Source organism: Butyricicoccus sp. OF10-2 (assembly GCF_003481925.1).
GTDB lineage: Bacteria > Bacillota > Clostridia > Oscillospirales > Butyricicoccaceae > Agathobaculum > Agathobaculum butyriciproducens.
Genome location: NZ_QUMC01000019.1, coordinates 48,505 through 64,492, shown reverse-complemented (window position 1 = coordinate 64,492; position 15,988 = coordinate 48,505). Strand labels below are relative to the sequence as shown.

The following is a 15,988-nucleotide window of genomic DNA, read 5'->3' as shown; positions in this document are numbered from 1 at the left end:
AGAGGAAGGGAAACCGCAGGTGTCCCTTCCTTTTTGCCCCCGCGGCGGGCGCCGCACTCTCCCGCGCTCCGCAGAGCGCAACTCCCCGCTGAGGTTCAGCAAAAAAACTGCCGCCTGTCAGGGGCGAACACGCTAACGCAGTTCGAGTACCCCGCTCAGTCGGTGCTGAAAAACTGCCGCCCGTCAGGGGCGAACACGCTGACGCAGTTCGCGTGCCCCGCTCAGCTGGTGCTGAAAAAACTCCCCGCCCGTTAGGGGCGAACCGCCTGCGCAGTTCGCGCACCCCGCTCAGCCGGTGCTGAAAAACTCCCGCCCGTTAGGGGCGAACCGGTCAATCGGTGCAGGATAACAGGTGAAATCTGCAATATTACTCTATTTTATTATAAAATGCACCCGCTCCGGCGTCAAGTGCAACCACCCGGCGAAGCCTGACGAATTTTTCTAACAACCGTCGGATTACACAATCCCCAATATGTAGTTACCAATCGAAAACAGGACAACAAAATGCAGGGAAAAGTGCCGAAAATGCAAAGTGAGCCTGTCGAAATGCGTCGAAAATGACTGTTTTCTGTACTTTACAAACGGTAATACAGCGAGTATAATGTAAATATATATTTTATAGTTGTGCCTTCTGCGGCACAACGCAGACGGAGAATGTTGGAATGAGTGATTTTTCGCGCACGCTTGCGCTTCTGCGACGGGAAAAGAAAATAAGTCAAAGAGCGGCAGCGGGCGACCTCGGCGTTTCGCAGGCGCTTCTCAGCCACTATGAGAACGGACTGCGCGAACCCGGTCTGTCTTTTGTTGTGCGTGCGGCGGATTATTACGGCGTGTCCTGTGACTACCTGCTCGGCCGTTCGATGGCGCGTGACGGCTCTGCTGTGCCTGCCGAGCGCATGGAGGGCACGGACACCGAGACGGAGCACAGCCAGATCGTGCAGGCGGCAGCCCTGCTGCTGCAGGTTGCCGAATCGCTCGAGAGCAAGCAGCTTTCGCACGAGATCGAGTCGTATTTCGCGGTTGCAATCTACAAGGTGTACCGCTATCTCTACATGGCCGACCCGGCGGGGTGGATGCGGTGTTCCGCGCGCCGCAGGATCGCTTCGAGTACCTGTGCGATGCCCGCATGAAGGAGCATGAGCTGAAAATCCGTCTGGCGGCCAACGGCGAGGAAGGCTGCGGTCTGACGCAGGAGAATATCCGGCGGATGCCGCTCGCCCCGAGCGAGATTGCACGGCGTTATCCGGATTTGTCGAGCGCGCTGCTGACCGTTCTGCAGCAGGTGTCGGATTCGATCGATCGGAAAATAAAATGCAATAATTTCGGACAAACCTATTGACAAATACACCGGTGTGAGGTATACTAAATAAGTCGCTGAGACAAGACGACTTGATGAAACGCTGGTGTAGCTCAGTTGGTAGAGCAGCTGATTTGTAATCAGCAGGTCGGGGGTTCAAGTCCGTCCACCAGCTCCAATCAAGCTGGTAACTGAATATGGAAGGTTTCCCGAGTGGCCAAAGGGAACAGACTGTAAATCTGTCGTCTATGACTTCGGTGGTTCGAATCCACCACCTTCCACCAAACAGAAGGACATTCCAAAAAGGAATGTCCTTTTTCTGTTTTGGCGGAAGGTGGTTGTGGATTCGAAAGGTGGCTCTTAGAAACAGCCCGGTGGGCTGTTTCAACCACCGTGGCTTCCGTCGCAACGGAAGCGAATCCACCACCGAACGGGCAGGCACGCATGTGCAGTGCGGTTAGGGGACTGCACCAGACGCTCAAGTTAGACACACGCCTTAAACGGAGCGCCGGCTCTTGGAAACAGCCCGGTGGGCTGTTTCAATCACCGTGGCTTTCACCGCAGTGAAAGCGAATCCACCACCGGACGGGTAGGCACGCGTGTAGCAGTGCGGTTAGGGGACTGCACCAGACGCTCAAGTTAGGCACGCGCCATATACGAAGGAATGCAAAACAGGCACGCGCCTAATTCGAAGGAAAGAGCGCTCGTTCGATAGCGAAATCAATCTGCACAGGCTATTTGGAACGATTTATTGTCGTTTGCGATGTTACCTCGTAGGGGCGCACAGTATGCGCCCGGGCAGCGCAAAATCATACGGGACGTGGGCGAACAATGTTCGCCCCTACGGTTCAGCCGGTGCAGATGAATTTACAAATGGTGTGCCGAGGTCGTACCTCAGGGCACCTTCTCTTGCGGATTTGCCGCAATTCACCGTGGCACACCCTACGGAAAAGATTGTGTACACCGAAAAATATTCCCGGAGTTGACCATTCATGGTCAATTTTTATCACAATCCGCGGTATAGATAAGAACGCAAACCGCGCCACAGCCCTGTCATTCCGCATCAACAGGGCTTATTCTCATGCCCGTCGTTTTTTCTCGCCCGGAAAACGCGATTTCTCGTCCGGAAAACGGCATTTCTCGTCCAGAAAGTACACAGAGCAGAGAAGAGCAGAGGACAGAACAGAAGAGCAGAGCATAGCAGAGAACAGCAGAGCATAGCAGAGAACAGCAGAGCAGAAACAAAATTGAGAATGGAGAATGATTCTGACTGATCTGACCCTGACTGACGAAAAGAGATTTTCTACATTGCTTTCTGCAAATAAAAAGGACCTCCGGTAAAACCGGAAGTCCTTGATCTATCGTTTTGTAACGAGATTACTTAGCCATGGAAGCAACTTCTGCTGCGAAGTCGTCAACCTTCTTCTCGATGCCCTCGCCCTTCTCGAAACGAACGCACTTTACGAGCTTGATCTCGCCGCCCAGCTCCTTGGCAACAGCCTTAATGTGAGCCTCAACGGAAACCTTGTTCTCCTTAACGAAAGCCTGCTGCAGGAGGCAGTTCTCCTCGTAGTACTTGCCGATACGGCCGTCTACCATCTTGTGGATGATCTGCTCCGGCTTCGGCTTAGCAGCGGTCTTGTTCTCCTCGAGAGCCTGGATCAGGAGGATCTCCTTCTCCTTTGCGAGGGTAGCCTCGTCAACGTCGGACTTGTCCAGGAAGGACGGGTTCATAGCAGCAGCCTGCATGCCGATGTCCTTGCCCAGCTCCTTAACCGTAGCGTTGTCCTTCAGACCCTCGGAAACTTCCAGACCAACCAGAACGCCGATTACGCCGCCCATGTGGTTGTAAGCAACGTTAACGGTGGAGTCGTCGAAACGCTCGAAACGACGGATCTGCAGGTTCTCGCCGATGGTCAGAACCTTCTCCTGCAGAGCGTCCTGAACGGTGCCTTCGCCCATCTTGCAAGCCTTGAGAGCCTCAACGTCAGCCGGAGCGTCCTTGATAACAACGTTAGCAACGTCGGCAACGAACTGCTGGAAGTCAGCGTTCTTAGCAACGAAGTCGGTCTCGGAGTTTACCTCGATGATTGCGCCTACGCCGCACTCATCACATACGGTAGCCTTGACCAGACCCTCAGCAGCGATGCGGTCTGCCTTCTTAGCAGCCTTAGCCAGGCCCTTCTCACGGAGCAGCTCGATAGCCTTGTCGAAGTCGCCGTCGGCCTCGGTCAGTGCCTTCTTGCAGTCCATCATGCCTACGCTGGTCATTTCGCGGAGCTTCTTTACGTCAGCAGCGGTAAAAGCCATTTTATTATTCCTCCAATTTATGATTTTACGATGAAAAACGTAGGGCACAACGAACACCGGCGCGCCGGGTCGTCGCGCCCTACGAACAACTCACTGAATGTTATATTGAGTTATGAATTACTCAGCCTTTGCGTCAGCCTTAGCCTCAACCTCGAGCTGCTCGCCCTGCTTGCCTTCCAGAACAGCGTTAGCCATGGTCTGGGAGATCAGCTTGATAGCGCGGATAGCGTCGTCGTTGCCCGGGATAACGTAGTCGATCTCGTCCGGATCACAGTTGGTATCAACGATTGCAACGATCGGAATGCCCAACTTGCGTGCTTCTGCGATCGCGTTCTTCTCCTTGCGGGAGTCAACTACGAACAGAGCGCCCGGCAGCTCCTTCATTTCCTTAACGCCGCCGAGGTACTTCTCGAGCTTAGCGATCTCGAGCTGGAGCTTGATAACTTCCTTCTTCGGGAGCAGATCGAAAGTGCCGTCAGCCTGCATCTTCTGCAGCTGGTTCAGACGAGCGATACGGGTACGCATGGTCTTGAAGTTGGTCAGCATGCCGCCCAGCCAACGTGCGTTAACGTAGAACTGACCGCAGCGCTCAGCCTCTTCCTTGATTGCGTCCTGTGCCTGCTTCTTGGTGCCGACAAACAGGATGGACTTGCCGGAAGCTGCCATATCGCGTACGAAGAAGTATGCTTCCTCGAGCTTCTTTACAGTCTTCTGGAGGTCAATGATGTAGATACCATTGCGCTCGGTGAAGATGTAGGTAGCCATTTTCGGGTTCCAACGACGGGTCTGATGGCCGAAGTGTACGCCGGCCTCCAGCAGCTGCTTCATAGAAATTACTGCCATTTTGTTTTTCCTCCTTGGTTTTTCCTCCATCCCTGATCATCTGACAGCGGCAACAGAACAAGCGTCCCATCACCGACCGCTTTCATCACGGGATGTGTGAATTCATGCTATGATAGTTTACACCAATGGGGGAGGGATGTCAAGAGGAAAGTTGAAAATTGAGGATGAAAAATGGAGAATGCAGAATGAACGATACGGTTTACGGCGTTTCTCCGGGGTTGGCAGTGCATGAAATGCATACCGCAGGGTGCTGAAATCTTTTTTCGCTGCATAAATTATGACAGGAGGGGATTTCTTTGCGATTGGGTTTTCGTCACACCGCGTTTCAGGCGGTATGCACGGTTTTGGTTTTATGCTTTGCGATTGGACTGCTTGAGCGTGCCGACACGGTGCAGCCGGTATTCGGGGAGGACAGCGTGCGTGTACCGATTCTAATGTATCACAGCATTCTCAAGGACAGCGCACGGCAGGGCAAATATGTTATCTCGCCGGCGGTTTTGGCGGCCGATTTGGACGCCTTGCAGGTGAAGGGGTATACCGCTATAACGGTAAGCGATCTGCTGGCGTATGTGCAGGACGGTGCAGACCTGCCGGAGAAGCCGGTGATGATCACCTTCGATGACGGCTACTACAACAACTACATTTATGCCTATCCGCTGCTCAAACAGCGCGGAATGAAGGCGGTTGTGTCCATCATCGGCAGCCAGACCGCGCTTTTCACCGACAACGGAGAGGAAAACGCCTACTGGTCGCATTTGCGGCTTGACCGCCTGCGCGAAATGCAGGATGTGTTTGAGGTGCAGAATCATTCGTGGAACCTGCACGAGTACGGCGAACGCCGCGGCTGTCTGCGCCGCAGAGGCGAGGACGAAACGCGCTACGAGACGCTGCTCCGCGAGGACACCGAGCAGACGCAGACGCTCATCACGGACGCCGGACTGCCCGCGCCGACCTGCTATACCTATCCGTTCGGTGCGTGCTCCAAAGAGAGCGAAACGCTGCTCAAAAGCATGGGCTTCCGGTGTACGCTCGGGTGCGAGGAGCGCATCAATACCGTTACACGAAACCCGGACTGCCTGTTTGAACTGGGGCGGTTCAACCGTCCGGCAGGGCAGAGCACAGAAAGCTTCCTGCACCGCGCGTTAGGAGAGGATTAAATGCAGAATACCATGCGATTTTCCGAGCTGCACTGCCGTGAGGTGATCAATCTGTGCGACGGAGCACGGATGGGTGAGGTGAGCGATCTGCTGTTCGATCCGGTCTGTGGACAGATTACCGCACTCGTCGTGCCCGCGCAAAGCGGCATTGTCGGGCTGTTCTCTAAAAATGACTGCGTTATTCCGTGGGGGTGCATTGAAACCCTTGGGGAAGACTATATTCTGGTCCGGTATAGACCTAAATAATATAGGATTAGACCTGTACCGTAGGGCGGGGCACTCCAGAGTGGCTTCTCTTGCCCTACGGAGAAGGCAAAACCACATCAAATGCAAAAAGAAAAAGGCGGACAACCGTCCGCCTCAGCTTGTCGAAAAAGCAATATTCGATTTTTATGCTTCGTGCGGCAGCACGCATTCAATCGAATTTGCTTTGCAAATTCATAAATTCCGGGAGCATGGTCCAGACCACCCTCTCTTGCCGCTATGCGGCAATTCACCTTGTGTATCTCGGAATTTATACAAGGGAAGAAAAAATGTGTCCGCAGGACGCGGTTTTTCTTCGAGATTCGCTCGAAAGCGTGGTTTCGAGCGAGAGGCTGTTCGGAAAACGAAGTTTTTCGACAGCCTCAGGCGGACAACCGTCCGCCTTTTGGCTCAATCCTTCTTATACTTTGCAACGCCCTCGGTGTAGAGGTTGCCGCCGACCGAATCCTGCGAGACGATGGCGGAGAAATTCTCCACGGTGAGACGCTTGACCGACTCACAGCCCAGCTCGTCATACGCGATGACCTCGACATTCTTGATCGAAGCCGCCTTCGCCGCGCCTGCACCGCCGATGGCTACCATATAAACCGCGCCGTTGCGCGCCATTGCGTCCTGCACGCCCTGATTGCGCACGCCCTTGCCGATCATGCAGGCAAGACCTGCATCGAGCAGACGCGGTGCGAACGGGTCCATACGGCCGGAGGTGGTCGGGCCGACCGAGCCGATGACCTGACCCGGCTTTGCGGGGGTCGGTCCGGCGTAGTAGATCGCCGCGCCGTCGAGGTCGAACGGCAGCTTGTCGCCTGCGTCCATCGCGGCAACGATCTTCTTGTGTGCGGCGTCGCGCGCGGTGTAGACCGTGCCGGTCAGCGTTACGGTGTCGCCCGCACGCAGCTTCGGCGCCATTTCCTTGAGCTGTTCGGTTTTCAAATCGTAGTGTGCCATGCTTATTCCTCCGTTTTCGGGCGCAGATTGTTCAGAACCTCACGCAGTCCGTTTTTTGCCTTGTCCGGCTCGGGATGGGGTGCCTCGCCGTCCTTTTTGCCGAGCGACGCGCTGATCTTGTCAATTTCGCCGAGCACTTCACCGGCCTTGCGGGCCATCTCGGCGGATTCCTGCTGGTTGCGTGCCAGCACGGTGCGGTAGTTCTCCTTGGTGGCATCCAGCTGGCGGCGCACCTGCTCGATGGTCTCCATCGACTTGCGGCGCAGCTTCTGCAGCTCCACCTTGGCGTCCTCCTCGATCTGCTTGGCGCGCCGGTACGCAGAAAGCTCCATCTCGGCGATCTTCTCTCTGGTCGCATCGTATTCACCGCATTTGGCCGACAGCTTGGCGTTCTCCGAGGTCAGCCGGTCGTTTTCCGCCGCAAGCTGCGCCGCACGGGCGTTCTGCGCCTCGATCTCGGTCGCCTGAAGGGAAAAACCGCTTTCGATCTGGTCCAGCTGTGCGCGGATTTTATCGGTATCCAGCGTCATTTCGCCCAGCCGCTCGAGCAGCTCGGCGTTCTTCGCGGTAAGCGCCTCGTTCTGCGTGCGCAGCTCGTTCATCGCGGACTGAGCCTCGGTCAGCTGAGAGCGCAGCTCGGCGGTCTCGGTGTAGTATTTCGTGTCGGTTTCTTCTATGTAATGCAGTACGTCCTCGCGGTTAAAGCCGCCGAAGATGGCACTGCGGAATCCACGGGTTTGCTCGTCCATTGCAGTTCCTCCCACAATAATCTTTCTTTAGTATAGCAAATTCATGAGATAAAGGCAAATAATAATTAGTAATTACTAATTCCTAACTGCTAATTACTGACTCATATATATAATATGTGTCTTGCAATCAAAAAAAGAACGTGCTATTATTATCTTAACTTGCAAAAACGAGGAAGATGCTCAATGTTAGAATTAAAAGATTTCGAGGCAGCTGCGGACCGACTGAAAAACGTCATCCACAACATTCCGCTGTCTACGTCCTGCACCTTCTCCGCCATGACCGGCGCAGAGGTTTATCTGAAGTACGAAAACCAGCAGAAGACCGGCTCCTTTAAGGTGCGCGGTGCTTACAATAAGATTATGAAGCGCTTCGCTGAGGGCGACCTGCACGCTGTTGTTGCGTCCTCTGCGGGCAACCATGCACAGGGCGTTGCCTTTGCGGCAACCGCTGCCGGTGTAAAGTCCACCATCGTTATGCCGCGTTCCGCGCCGATTGCAAAGGTTTCCGCAACCCAGGGATACGGTGCCGAGGTTGTTCTGGCGGGCAACATTTACGATGAAGCCTATGCCAAGGCATGCGAGATCTGCGAGGAGACCGGCGCAGAGTTCATCCACCCGTTTGACGATGAGGATGTTATGGCGGGTCAGGGCACCATCGCGCTGGAAATCCTGCGCGACCTGCCGGGCGTTGACATGATCTTCGTTCCGGCCGGCGGCGGCGGACTGATCTCCGGCGTGGCTGCCTGCGCAAAGCAGATCAACCCGCGCATCCAGATCATCGGCGTACAGGCTGAGGGCGCACCGGCGATCGCAAATTCGTTCCGCACCGGTGAGCGCACTCCGTCCGATACCGTGCACACCATCGCTGACGGTATCGCCGTAAAGACCCCGGGCGAAAAGACCTTTGAGTATATCAAGAAGTATGTGGACCGCGTTGTCACGGTTTCTGATGACGAGATTGCTTCCGCTGTTCTGCTGCTGCTCGAGCGCTGCAAGCAGGTCGTTGAGACCTCCGGTGCGGCTCCGCTCGCGGCTGTGCTCAACAACAAGGTGGATGTAAAGGGCAAAAAGGTCGTATGCGTGCTGTCCGGCGGCAATATCGACGTTTCGTTCATCCACAAGATTGTGGAAAAGGGCCTGATTACCCGCTGCCGTCAGCTGAAGTTCTCTGTGCTCATGCCGGATGCACCGGGCGCACTCGAGCATTTCTCGCACATCGTTGCACAGCAGAATGCCAATATCATCCTGTTCCAGCATGACCGCGTACAGACGGACCTCGAGATCGGCGAGGCGATTATCCATGTCGTCTGTGAGGTCGGCGGCGTTGACCACGCCAAGCGCCTGATCGACACCCTCACCGATGATGGCTATAAGGTGTTTACTTCGCAGATTTGATAAAAATGCAATGAAATTACAGCGTTCCGCTTGGATAGAGCGGGACGCTGTTCTTTTTTCGGAAGAATGGAGAATTGAAAGTGAACGTAAACGTAAACCATCACATTCATTTTCCACTCTCCATTTTCAAGTACTCCTGCCTTGTATAACGCTCTACTCTCATGGCAAGATATTATATTGACAAATAAATAACGATGTGCTATTATCTCAGCGTGATAAGGAATGAAAAAACAGGTGGACGTTTTATCGCATTATTTGCCTTAAAACGGATAGAATAATAAAACCAAGCATACAGTCAACCGCAGAAAGGAAGCATTACGCTATGGCAGCACACATCAACGACGAAATGCTGAACAAAATGGACGCATACTGGCGGGCGGCAAATTATCTTGCAGCCGGTCAGCTTTACCTGCTCGACAACCCGCTCCTGAAGGAGCCGCTGAAGCCCGAGCACATCAAGAAGAAGATCGTCGGCCACTGGGGCACGGTGCCCGGACAGAACCTGATTTACGTTCACCTGAACCGCATCATCAAGCAGTATAATCTGGATATGATCCTGCTGTCCGGTCCGGGTCACGGCGGCAATTTCTTCGTGGCGAACACCTATCTCGAGGGCACTTACAGCGAGGTTTACCCGAACATCAGCGAGGACACTGAGGGCATGAAGCGCCTGTTCAAGCAGTTCTCGTTCCCGGGCGGCATTGCCAGCCACGTTGCACCGGAGACCCCCGGCTCCATCCACGAGGGCGGTGAACTGGGTTATTCTCTGGCGCACGGCTTTGGTGCGGTGCTGGATAACCCCGATCTGATCGCAACCGTAGTTGTCGGTGACGGCGAGGCGGAGACCGGCCCGCTGGCAACCTCGTGGCATGGCAACAAGTTCCTCAATCCGGTGACGGACGGCGTTGTTCTGCCGATCCTGCACCTGAACGGCTACAAGATCTCCAACCCGACCCTGCTGTCGCGTATTCCCGAAGAGGAGCTGCGCAAAATGCTCGAGGGCTGCGGCTGGAAGCCGTATTTCGTCGAGGGCGATGAGCCGATGAAGGTACACCGCGCACTGGCGGATACGCTCGACACCGTAACCGAGGAAATCCTCGCCATCCGCAAGCACGCCCGTGAGACCGGCGACACGACCCGTCCGATCTACCCGATGATCGTGCTGCGCACCCCGAAGGGCTGGACCGGTCCGAAGAACGTGGACGGCAAGCAGATCGAGGGCAGCTTCCGCGCGCATCAGGTGCCGCTGATGATGGACAGCCCGGAGCACCTGCCCATGCTCGAGCAGTGGCTGCGCAGCTACCATCCGGAGGAGCTGTTCGACGAAAACGGCAAGCTGATTCCCGAACTCAAGGCACTGGCGCCGACCGGCGAGCACCGCATCGGCGCAAACCCGCACGCCAACGGCGGTCTGCTCATGCACCAGCTGCGCCTGCCGGATTTCCGCGATTACGGACTGAATGTTCCGGCTCCGGGTGCGGTCGAGGGTCAGGATATGATCGAGCTTGGCGCTTATGTCCGCGATGTCATCAAGCTGAACATGGACAGCCGCAACTTCCGCGTATTCGGCCCGGACGAGACCATGTCCAACCGCCTGAGCCACATTTTCGAGGTCACCGACCGCGAGTGGAACGCCGAGCGTCTGGACACCGACGAATTCCTGTCCGCAAGCGGCCGCGTGATGGACGGCATGCTGTCCGAGCACATGTGCGAGGGCTGGCTCGAGGGCTATCTGCTGACCGGCCGTCACGGCTTTTTCGCAAGCTATGAGGCGTTCATCCGCATTATCGACTCGATGGCGGCACAGCACGCCAAGTGGCTCAAGGTCTGCAACGGCCTGCCGTGGCGTCAGCCGATCGCGTCGCTCAACCTGATTCTGGCTTCCAACGTATGGCAGCAGGATCACAACGGCTTTACCCATCAGGACCCGGGCTTCCTTGACCACATCGCCAACAAAAAGGCAGATGTTGTCCGTCTGTACCTGCCGCCCGATGCAAACTGCCTGCTCAGCTGCTTCGATCACTGCATCAAGAGCCGCAACTATGTCAACGTCATCGTGGCTTCCAAGCATCCGCGTCCGCAGTGGCTGACCATGGAGCAGGCTGTGCAGCACTGCACCCAGGCATCGGTATCTGGGAGTGGGCGTCCAACGATCAGGGCGCAGAACCGGACGTTGTTATGGCGTGCTGCGGCGAGACGCCGACGCTCGAAACGCTGGCTGCCGTATCCATCCTGCGGGAAGAGCTGCCCGAACTCAAGGTTCGCGTTGTCAACGTGGTTGACCTGATGAAGCTGCAGCCCGAGCGGGAGCATCCGCACGGCCTGTCCGACTCCGAGTACGACATGCTGTTCACCAAGGATAAGCCGATCATCTTCGCCTTCCACGGCTACCCGACGCTCGTCCATGAGCTGACCTACCGCCGTCATAACCGCAACCTGCACGTTCGCGGCTACAGGGAGGAGGGCACCATCACCACGCCGTTCGATATGCGCGTGCAGAATGATATCGACCGCTTCCATCTCGTCAAGGACGTTCTGCTGCGCCTGCCGCAGCTTGGCAACCGCGGCGCGTACCTCTATCAGAAGATGAGCGATAAGCTGGTGCAGCATCAGCAGTATATCACCGAGTACGGTGAGGATATGCCGGAAGTCCGCGAGTGGAAATGGAAATAATAGAGAATTGAAAATGGAAAATGGAGAATGACCGTGAAGGGATGGTTCTCCGCAGGGCGCACATTGTGCGCCCTTTTTCTTTTGCAACGATAAATCATGTTCATACCGACAAATAACTGCACAAACATTACCGTAGGGTGCGCCGGGGTCGGCGCACCCTACGGTAAGGCTTTCTATCACGTTAATTACTAACTTCTAATTCCTAATTACTAATTATGCTTGACATGCCGTCTGGTTCGTGTTATTATCTAACTGTACTAAAACACACAGTACAGTTGATACACTCTCAAATCAACAAAAGGAAAGGAGGCGCGTCAGGTGATTAAAATCGACTATCGGGATGCCCGACCCATCTATGAACAGGTGGTGGACGGCATTGAGGGACTGGCTCTGCGTGGGGCACTGCCAGCGGACACCCAGCTGCCCAGTGTACGGCAGCTTGCGATGGAACTGTCGATCAACCCGAACACAATACAGCGCGCTTACGGAGAGCTGGAACGCCGCGGTGTGATCTACGCCGCAAAAGGACGGGGAAATTTTATATCGGACAATGCAGCGGTGCTGCGTTCCCAGAGGCTTAACGAACTGGGTGAGCAGATTACCGTACTGGCCGGTCAGGCGCGCTCACTCGGGGCGACCGAGGAGCAGCTGCGCGGCTGGGTAGAGAGGAAAGGAGAGAGCAGAACATGATTACGGCAACCAACGCGACCAAGCGGTTTGAGGACATCACGGCGGTCGATCACATCTGCGCGGAAGTCAAGGACGGCTCGGTCTACGGCCTGATCGGCTCGAACGGCGCGGGCAAGTCCACGTTCCTGCGCATGCTGGCAGGCATTTTGCAGCCGGATGAGGGCACGGTGCAGATCGACGGAGAGGACATTTTCGAGAACATTGCAATGAAGGAACGGTTTTTCTTTATCTCGGATGAGCAGTTTTTCTTCCCGAACAGCACACCGAAGGAAATGAAAAACTACTACAAGCGCTTTTACAGCAAATTCGATGAAGCGCGCTACCGCAAGCTGATGAACGGCTTCGGTCTGGACGAAAACCGCAAGCTGCGGACGTTCTCCAAGGGCATGAAAAAGCAGGTTTCGGTCATCTGCGGCGTATGCAGCGGCACGGACTACTTATTCTGCGATGAGACGTTCGACGGTCTCGACCCGGTCGTTCGCCAGACGGTAAAGAGCCTGTTTGCCGAGGATGTAGCGGACAGAGGTCTGACGCCCATCATCGCCTCGCACAACCTGCGTGAGCTGGAGGACATCTGCGACCATGTCGGTCTGCTGCATCGCGGCGGCATCCTGTTCTCGCGCGATCTGGACGACATGAAGCTCGGTATGTACAAAATGCAGTGCATTTTCTCAAATTCGCTGCCGGATTCCGCGTGGGAAGGCTTTGACATTCTGCACAAGGAGCAGCGCGGCTCGCTGTACACGATTACGGCGCGCGGCAGCCGGGAAGAGCTGCTCGCTAGGGTGAACGCGCTGAACCCGACCTTCTGCGAAATGCTCCCGCTGACGCTGGAGGAAATCTTTATCAATGAAACGGAGGTGGCAGGCTATGATGTCAAGAAACTCCTGTTCTAAGGGTCTCGTGCGGGATTGCATGAAACGCAACCTGTGGGCCATCGTGCTGTCCACGGTGGGATTCTTTATGGCGCAGCTGCTGCCGGTGATTATGACGGCGCAGCACAGCCTGTCGGCACATAAGCAGGATCTGGTCAATCTGAGTGCGGCAGATGCCGCGGCAAGCTGGCAAGGCTATGTGGAGAGCGTCGGTGAGATGCTCGGCGGACAGAATGTGTTTGTCAAGCTGGCCGTCATCATTCTGGCGGTCACCTGCGGTGTGAGCATGTTCGCGTACCTGCACAATCGCCGCAAGGTGGATTTCTATCACAGCCTGCCGATTTCGCGCAGCCGTCTGTTTGCGGTAAACTACGCGACCGGTGCGCTGTGCGCGCTCGTGCCGTACCTCGTGCTGCATGTACTGAGTATTGTCGGCGCATGTGCAATGGGCTTCGGGGAAGCGGTCAATGCCTCGCTCATCGGCGTGATCGCGTCCAACGTCATTTTCTTCTTCCTGCTGTACGCGATGGCGGCTGTTACGACCATCCTGTGCGGCAATACGGTCATCACGCTGCTGCTCGGTCTGTGGGTGTACTTCGGGCCGACGCTCGTAACCGCACTGTGGCAGGGTCTCAAGAGCATGTTCTTCCAGACCTATGTGACGGATGCCTCCATGACTTCGCTGCTGTTCTGCAGCAAATTTGCACTGCTGATTCAGTATTTCGGCGTAAACGGCACGAAAATGCATGGCTGGGCAGTGGAGCCTGTCCATGCGATGGATTACTCCGCCGGGCTGCAGGAGCTGAGTGCCATCGGTCTGCTGATCGGCTATGCGGTTGCGGCGATCGTTATCACCGCACTGGCGCTGTTCCTGTTCCGCATCCGAAAGAGCGAGCGGGCGGGCACGGCACTGGCATTCAACCCGATCAAGCTGCCCGTCAAGATTATTATCTGCGTGGTTATGGGTACGGCGTTCGCTGAGATTTTCAAAATGCTGGTCTACGAATCCGAGCTGTGGTTCTGGGTCGGTCTGGTGCTCGGCACGGTCATTTTCCACTGCGTGGTGGAGATTATCTACGCGTTCGACTTCCGCGCCATCTTCCGCAAGCCGCTGCAGCTGGTTATCATCCTTGCAGTGCTGTGTGCGGGTCTGCTGACCATGCAGTCCGACGTGTTCGGCTATGATAAATGGCTGCCGGATGAGGGCAGCATTGCAGCGGCAGCGCCGATGGGTTACGTCGGTGAATCGGCACTGCTCAGTGAGCCGGAAAACATCGCGGCAGCGCGGCAGCTGGCGGCGCTCGGCGTGGAAAGCCTGAATAATACGGATGAAAATGCACAGAAGGCGTGCATTACCGTCACCTTCAAGCTGAAGAACGGCAAGGTGAAGAGCCGTTCGTATGAGCTGCCGGCCACAGACGAAGTGTTCACGCTCAAAAAGCAGATTTACCAGTCCGCAGAGTACAAACAGAAGGCGTGGTCGCTGTTTGCGCTCGGCGAGGTCAATGAGGGTTATCACCGCAACATTGTTTTCTACACCAACGGTGACGGCTACAACGGCGTCGGCACACTCAGCGACTCGCAGAAGGCGCAGGAGATCATTGACACGCTCAAGGCAGAGACGCTGACCCACACCGGTGATGCCATGCCGGTGCTGCGCATGGAATTCTCGCAGCAGAACAACGACGATTATATCAGCGAGGGAGCGGTCTGCGTGACCGATAAGGATGTCAAGACGCTTGCACTTATCAAAAAGTATGCCAATATCGTTCCCAAGGCTGTCGGCGCGAAAAACGTAAAGCTGATTACACTGAGCATCTATCTGCCGGATAAAGACATCTGGCAGGGCGTGCAGGTGACCGACAGAGCGGACATTGACGCACTGCTTAAAAACGCGGTCAACATTGACGCAATGAATCTGTACGGCAGCAATGCGATGGCGTACGGCATTATGCAGCAGTTTGCCCGCAGCAGCGTATGCTTGACCTACACGGACGAAAAGGGCGATGAGTGGAACGCAAGCGCAGGCTACACCGAAGAGGATTATCCGGAGGATATCATCGAGAAATACCGTGCACAGGCGGAGAAGGACGCGGAAAACGGCGTCGGGTCTGTACAGGACGGTGATGTTGCCTATACGACGGAAGTGGCTGTCGGATGAGAAAGCGCGGTATCATCGGCACGCTGCTTCTGCTGGTGTATCTTGCAGGCGTGGGACTGTTCACCGGTCCCTCGCTGGCGCAGATATTCCTCGGCAGGCTGCCGCAGCCAAGACTGGAGCTCGTTCCGTTCGCGGATATGATTTCCGTGGTAAAATCTCCGGAGGCGCCCGGTCTGGGTCCGTTCGTGAACATTGCCGGAAATATCGCGCTGCTGTTTCCGCTCGGGCTGTTCCTGCCGCTGTTCTGGCGGTGGTTCGAGCGGGCAGGCCGCACCATCTGGTGGTGCTTCGGCACCTCGCTCAGCATTGAGCTGATACAGCTGGTCGCGGGCGGCGTCACCTCGGTGGATGATCTGCTGCTGAATACCCTGGGCGGCGCACTCGGCTTCGCGGCGGCAAAGCTGCTGATGAGAGCGTGTCCCAAACTCGCGCCGCGGGGCGAGGGAAGGGCAGAGTGGGCAGCACCGCTTGTCTGCTGGCTCGTCATCATCGCGGCAAGTACAATATCCGATCTGCTGATTCTGTGGTAGGAGACAGCGGGTCGCAGGATAGAGAGTAATATACGGAAAACAGGCACACCGAGAGGTGTGCCTGTTTTGGGGTTTATGTGATTGAAATACGAGGTAAAT

13 protein-coding genes, 2 tRNA genes and 1 pseudogene are annotated in these 15,988 nt (G+C 55.8%); 12 read left to right on the top strand and 4 right to left on the bottom strand.

The features are described from left to right. Window positions 1-662 precede the first annotated feature (662 nt). From DXB00_RS10775 to DXB00_RS10760, 4 genes are all read left to right on the top strand, one after another. Window positions 663-1,130 (top strand): helix-turn-helix domain-containing protein, encoded by a 468-nt coding sequence (locus tag DXB00_RS10775; RefSeq protein ID WP_119214887.1) that lies wholly within the window; start codon window positions 663-665, stop codon window positions 1,128-1,130. Continuing rightward, complete coding sequence (locus DXB00_RS10770; protein ID WP_119214886.1) at window positions 1,127-1,339, top strand: hypothetical protein; 213 nt, start codon at window positions 1,127-1,129, stop codon at window positions 1,337-1,339. The genes DXB00_RS10775 and DXB00_RS10770 overlap by 4 nt, the downstream gene beginning before the upstream one ends. 60 nt (window positions 1,340-1,399) lie before the next feature. Continuing rightward, window positions 1,400-1,475 (top strand) — tRNA-Thr (locus DXB00_RS10765). 21 nt (window positions 1,476-1,496) lie between these two features. Continuing rightward, window positions 1,497-1,581 (top strand) — tRNA-Tyr (locus DXB00_RS10760). A gap of 1,093 nt (window positions 1,582-2,674) precedes the next feature. Here the strand turns inward: DXB00_RS10760 and tsf are convergent. Together tsf and rpsB are read right to left on the bottom strand one after the other, a co-directional pair. Beyond that, window positions 2,675-3,607 (bottom strand): translation elongation factor Ts, encoded by a 933-nt coding sequence (tsf, locus tag DXB00_RS10755; protein WP_118729328.1) that lies wholly within the window; start codon window positions 3,605-3,607, stop codon window positions 2,675-2,677. A gap of 117 nt (window positions 3,608-3,724) precedes the next feature. Then, the gene (gene rpsB / locus DXB00_RS10750) at window positions 3,725-4,450 is read right to left on the bottom strand and encodes a 30S ribosomal protein S2 (protein WP_110436512.1); all 726 of its coding nucleotides are present in this window, start codon (window positions 4,448-4,450) and stop codon (window positions 3,725-3,727) included. A 296-nt stretch (window positions 4,451-4,746) separates the two neighbouring features. On the opposite strand from rpsB, the gene DXB00_RS10745 reads away from it, so the two are divergent. Beyond that, window positions 4,747-5,607: a polysaccharide deacetylase family protein gene (locus DXB00_RS10745; RefSeq protein ID WP_147358076.1), complete on the top strand. Its 861-nt coding sequence runs from the start codon at window positions 4,747-4,749 to the stop codon at window positions 5,605-5,607. Further along, window positions 5,608-5,853, top strand: coding sequence for a YlmC/YmxH family sporulation protein (locus DXB00_RS10740; protein WP_110436514.1), 246 nt, complete (start codon window positions 5,608-5,610; stop codon window positions 5,851-5,853). A 408-nt stretch (window positions 5,854-6,261) separates the two neighbouring features. Here the strand turns inward: DXB00_RS10740 and DXB00_RS10735 are convergent, their stop codons facing one another. Together DXB00_RS10735 and DXB00_RS10730 are read right to left on the bottom strand one after the other, a co-directional pair. Further along, the gene (locus DXB00_RS10735; RefSeq protein ID WP_118480468.1) at window positions 6,262-6,816 is read right to left on the bottom strand and encodes a FumA C-terminus/TtdB family hydratase beta subunit; all 555 of its coding nucleotides are present in this window, start codon (window positions 6,814-6,816) and stop codon (window positions 6,262-6,264) included. Window positions 6,817-6,818: 2 nt separating this feature from the next. Then, window positions 6,819-7,565, bottom strand: coding sequence for a hypothetical protein (locus DXB00_RS10730; protein ID WP_117492274.1), 747 nt, complete (start codon window positions 7,563-7,565; stop codon window positions 6,819-6,821). A 183-nt stretch (window positions 7,566-7,748) separates the two neighbouring features. On the opposite strand from DXB00_RS10730, the gene ilvA reads away from it, so the two are divergent. The 6 genes and pseudogenes from ilvA (at window position 7,749) to DXB00_RS10700 (ending at window position 15,889) form a co-directional block, all read left to right on the top strand. Next, the gene (ilvA, locus tag DXB00_RS10725) at window positions 7,749-8,960 is read left to right on the top strand and encodes a threonine ammonia-lyase (RefSeq protein ID WP_118646328.1); all 1,212 of its coding nucleotides are present in this window, start codon (window positions 7,749-7,751) and stop codon (window positions 8,958-8,960) included. A 322-nt stretch (window positions 8,961-9,282) separates the two neighbouring features. Continuing rightward, window positions 9,283-11,633 (top strand): annotated as a pseudogene (locus DXB00_RS10720) (phosphoketolase family protein). Between the two features lie 318 nt (window positions 11,634-11,951). Continuing rightward, complete coding sequence (locus DXB00_RS10715; protein ID WP_119214885.1) at window positions 11,952-12,323, top strand: GntR family transcriptional regulator; 372 nt, start codon at window positions 11,952-11,954, stop codon at window positions 12,321-12,323. Beyond that, window positions 12,320-13,219, top strand: a complete 900-nt coding sequence (locus DXB00_RS10710; protein ID WP_119214884.1) for an ABC transporter ATP-binding protein — start codon at window positions 12,320-12,322, stop codon at window positions 13,217-13,219. Before DXB00_RS10715 ends, DXB00_RS10710 begins: the two co-directional genes overlap by 4 nt. Beyond that, complete coding sequence (locus DXB00_RS10705) at window positions 13,194-15,359, top strand: DUF6449 domain-containing protein (RefSeq protein WP_119214883.1); 2,166 nt, start codon at window positions 13,194-13,196, stop codon at window positions 15,357-15,359. The genes DXB00_RS10710 and DXB00_RS10705 overlap by 26 nt, the downstream gene beginning before the upstream one ends. Further along, entirely contained in the window at window positions 15,356-15,889 is a 534-nt protein-coding gene (locus DXB00_RS10700) for a VanZ family protein (protein WP_118729323.1), read from the top strand. The genes DXB00_RS10705 and DXB00_RS10700 overlap by 4 nt, the downstream gene beginning before the upstream one ends. Window positions 15,890-15,988: the final 99 nt, after the last annotated feature.

What these genes read in the sequence shown, in the direction of transcription:
- DXB00_RS10775 (WP_119214887.1), top strand. Translation starts at nt 663, where the DNA reads ATGAGTGATTTTTCGCGCACGCTTGCGCTTCTGCGACGGGAAAAGAAA.
- DXB00_RS10770 (WP_119214886.1), top strand. Translation starts at nt 1,127, where the DNA reads ATGAAGGAGCATGAGCTGAAAATCCGTCTGGCGGCCAACGGCGAGGAA.
- tsf (WP_118729328.1), bottom strand. Translation starts at nt 3,607, where the DNA reads ATGGCTTTTACCGCTGCTGACGTAAAGAAGCTCCGCGAAATGACCAGC.
- rpsB (WP_110436512.1), bottom strand. Translation starts at nt 4,450, where the DNA reads ATGGCAGTAATTTCTATGAAGCAGCTGCTGGAGGCCGGCGTACACTTC.
- DXB00_RS10740 (WP_110436514.1), top strand. Translation starts at nt 5,608, where the DNA reads ATGCAGAATACCATGCGATTTTCCGAGCTGCACTGCCGTGAGGTGATC.
- DXB00_RS10735 (WP_118480468.1), bottom strand. Translation starts at nt 6,816, where the DNA reads ATGGCACACTACGATTTGAAAACCGAACAGCTCAAGGAAATGGCGCCG.
- DXB00_RS10730 (WP_117492274.1), bottom strand. Translation starts at nt 7,565, where the DNA reads ATGGACGAGCAAACCCGTGGATTCCGCAGTGCCATCTTCGGCGGCTTT.
- ilvA (WP_118646328.1), top strand. Translation starts at nt 7,749, where the DNA reads ATGTTAGAATTAAAAGATTTCGAGGCAGCTGCGGACCGACTGAAAAAC.
- DXB00_RS10710 (WP_119214884.1), top strand. Translation starts at nt 12,320, where the DNA reads ATGATTACGGCAACCAACGCGACCAAGCGGTTTGAGGACATCACGGCG.
- DXB00_RS10705 (WP_119214883.1), top strand. Translation starts at nt 13,194, where the DNA reads ATGATGTCAAGAAACTCCTGTTCTAAGGGTCTCGTGCGGGATTGCATG.
- DXB00_RS10700 (WP_118729323.1), top strand. Translation starts at nt 15,356, where the DNA reads ATGAGAAAGCGCGGTATCATCGGCACGCTGCTTCTGCTGGTGTATCTT.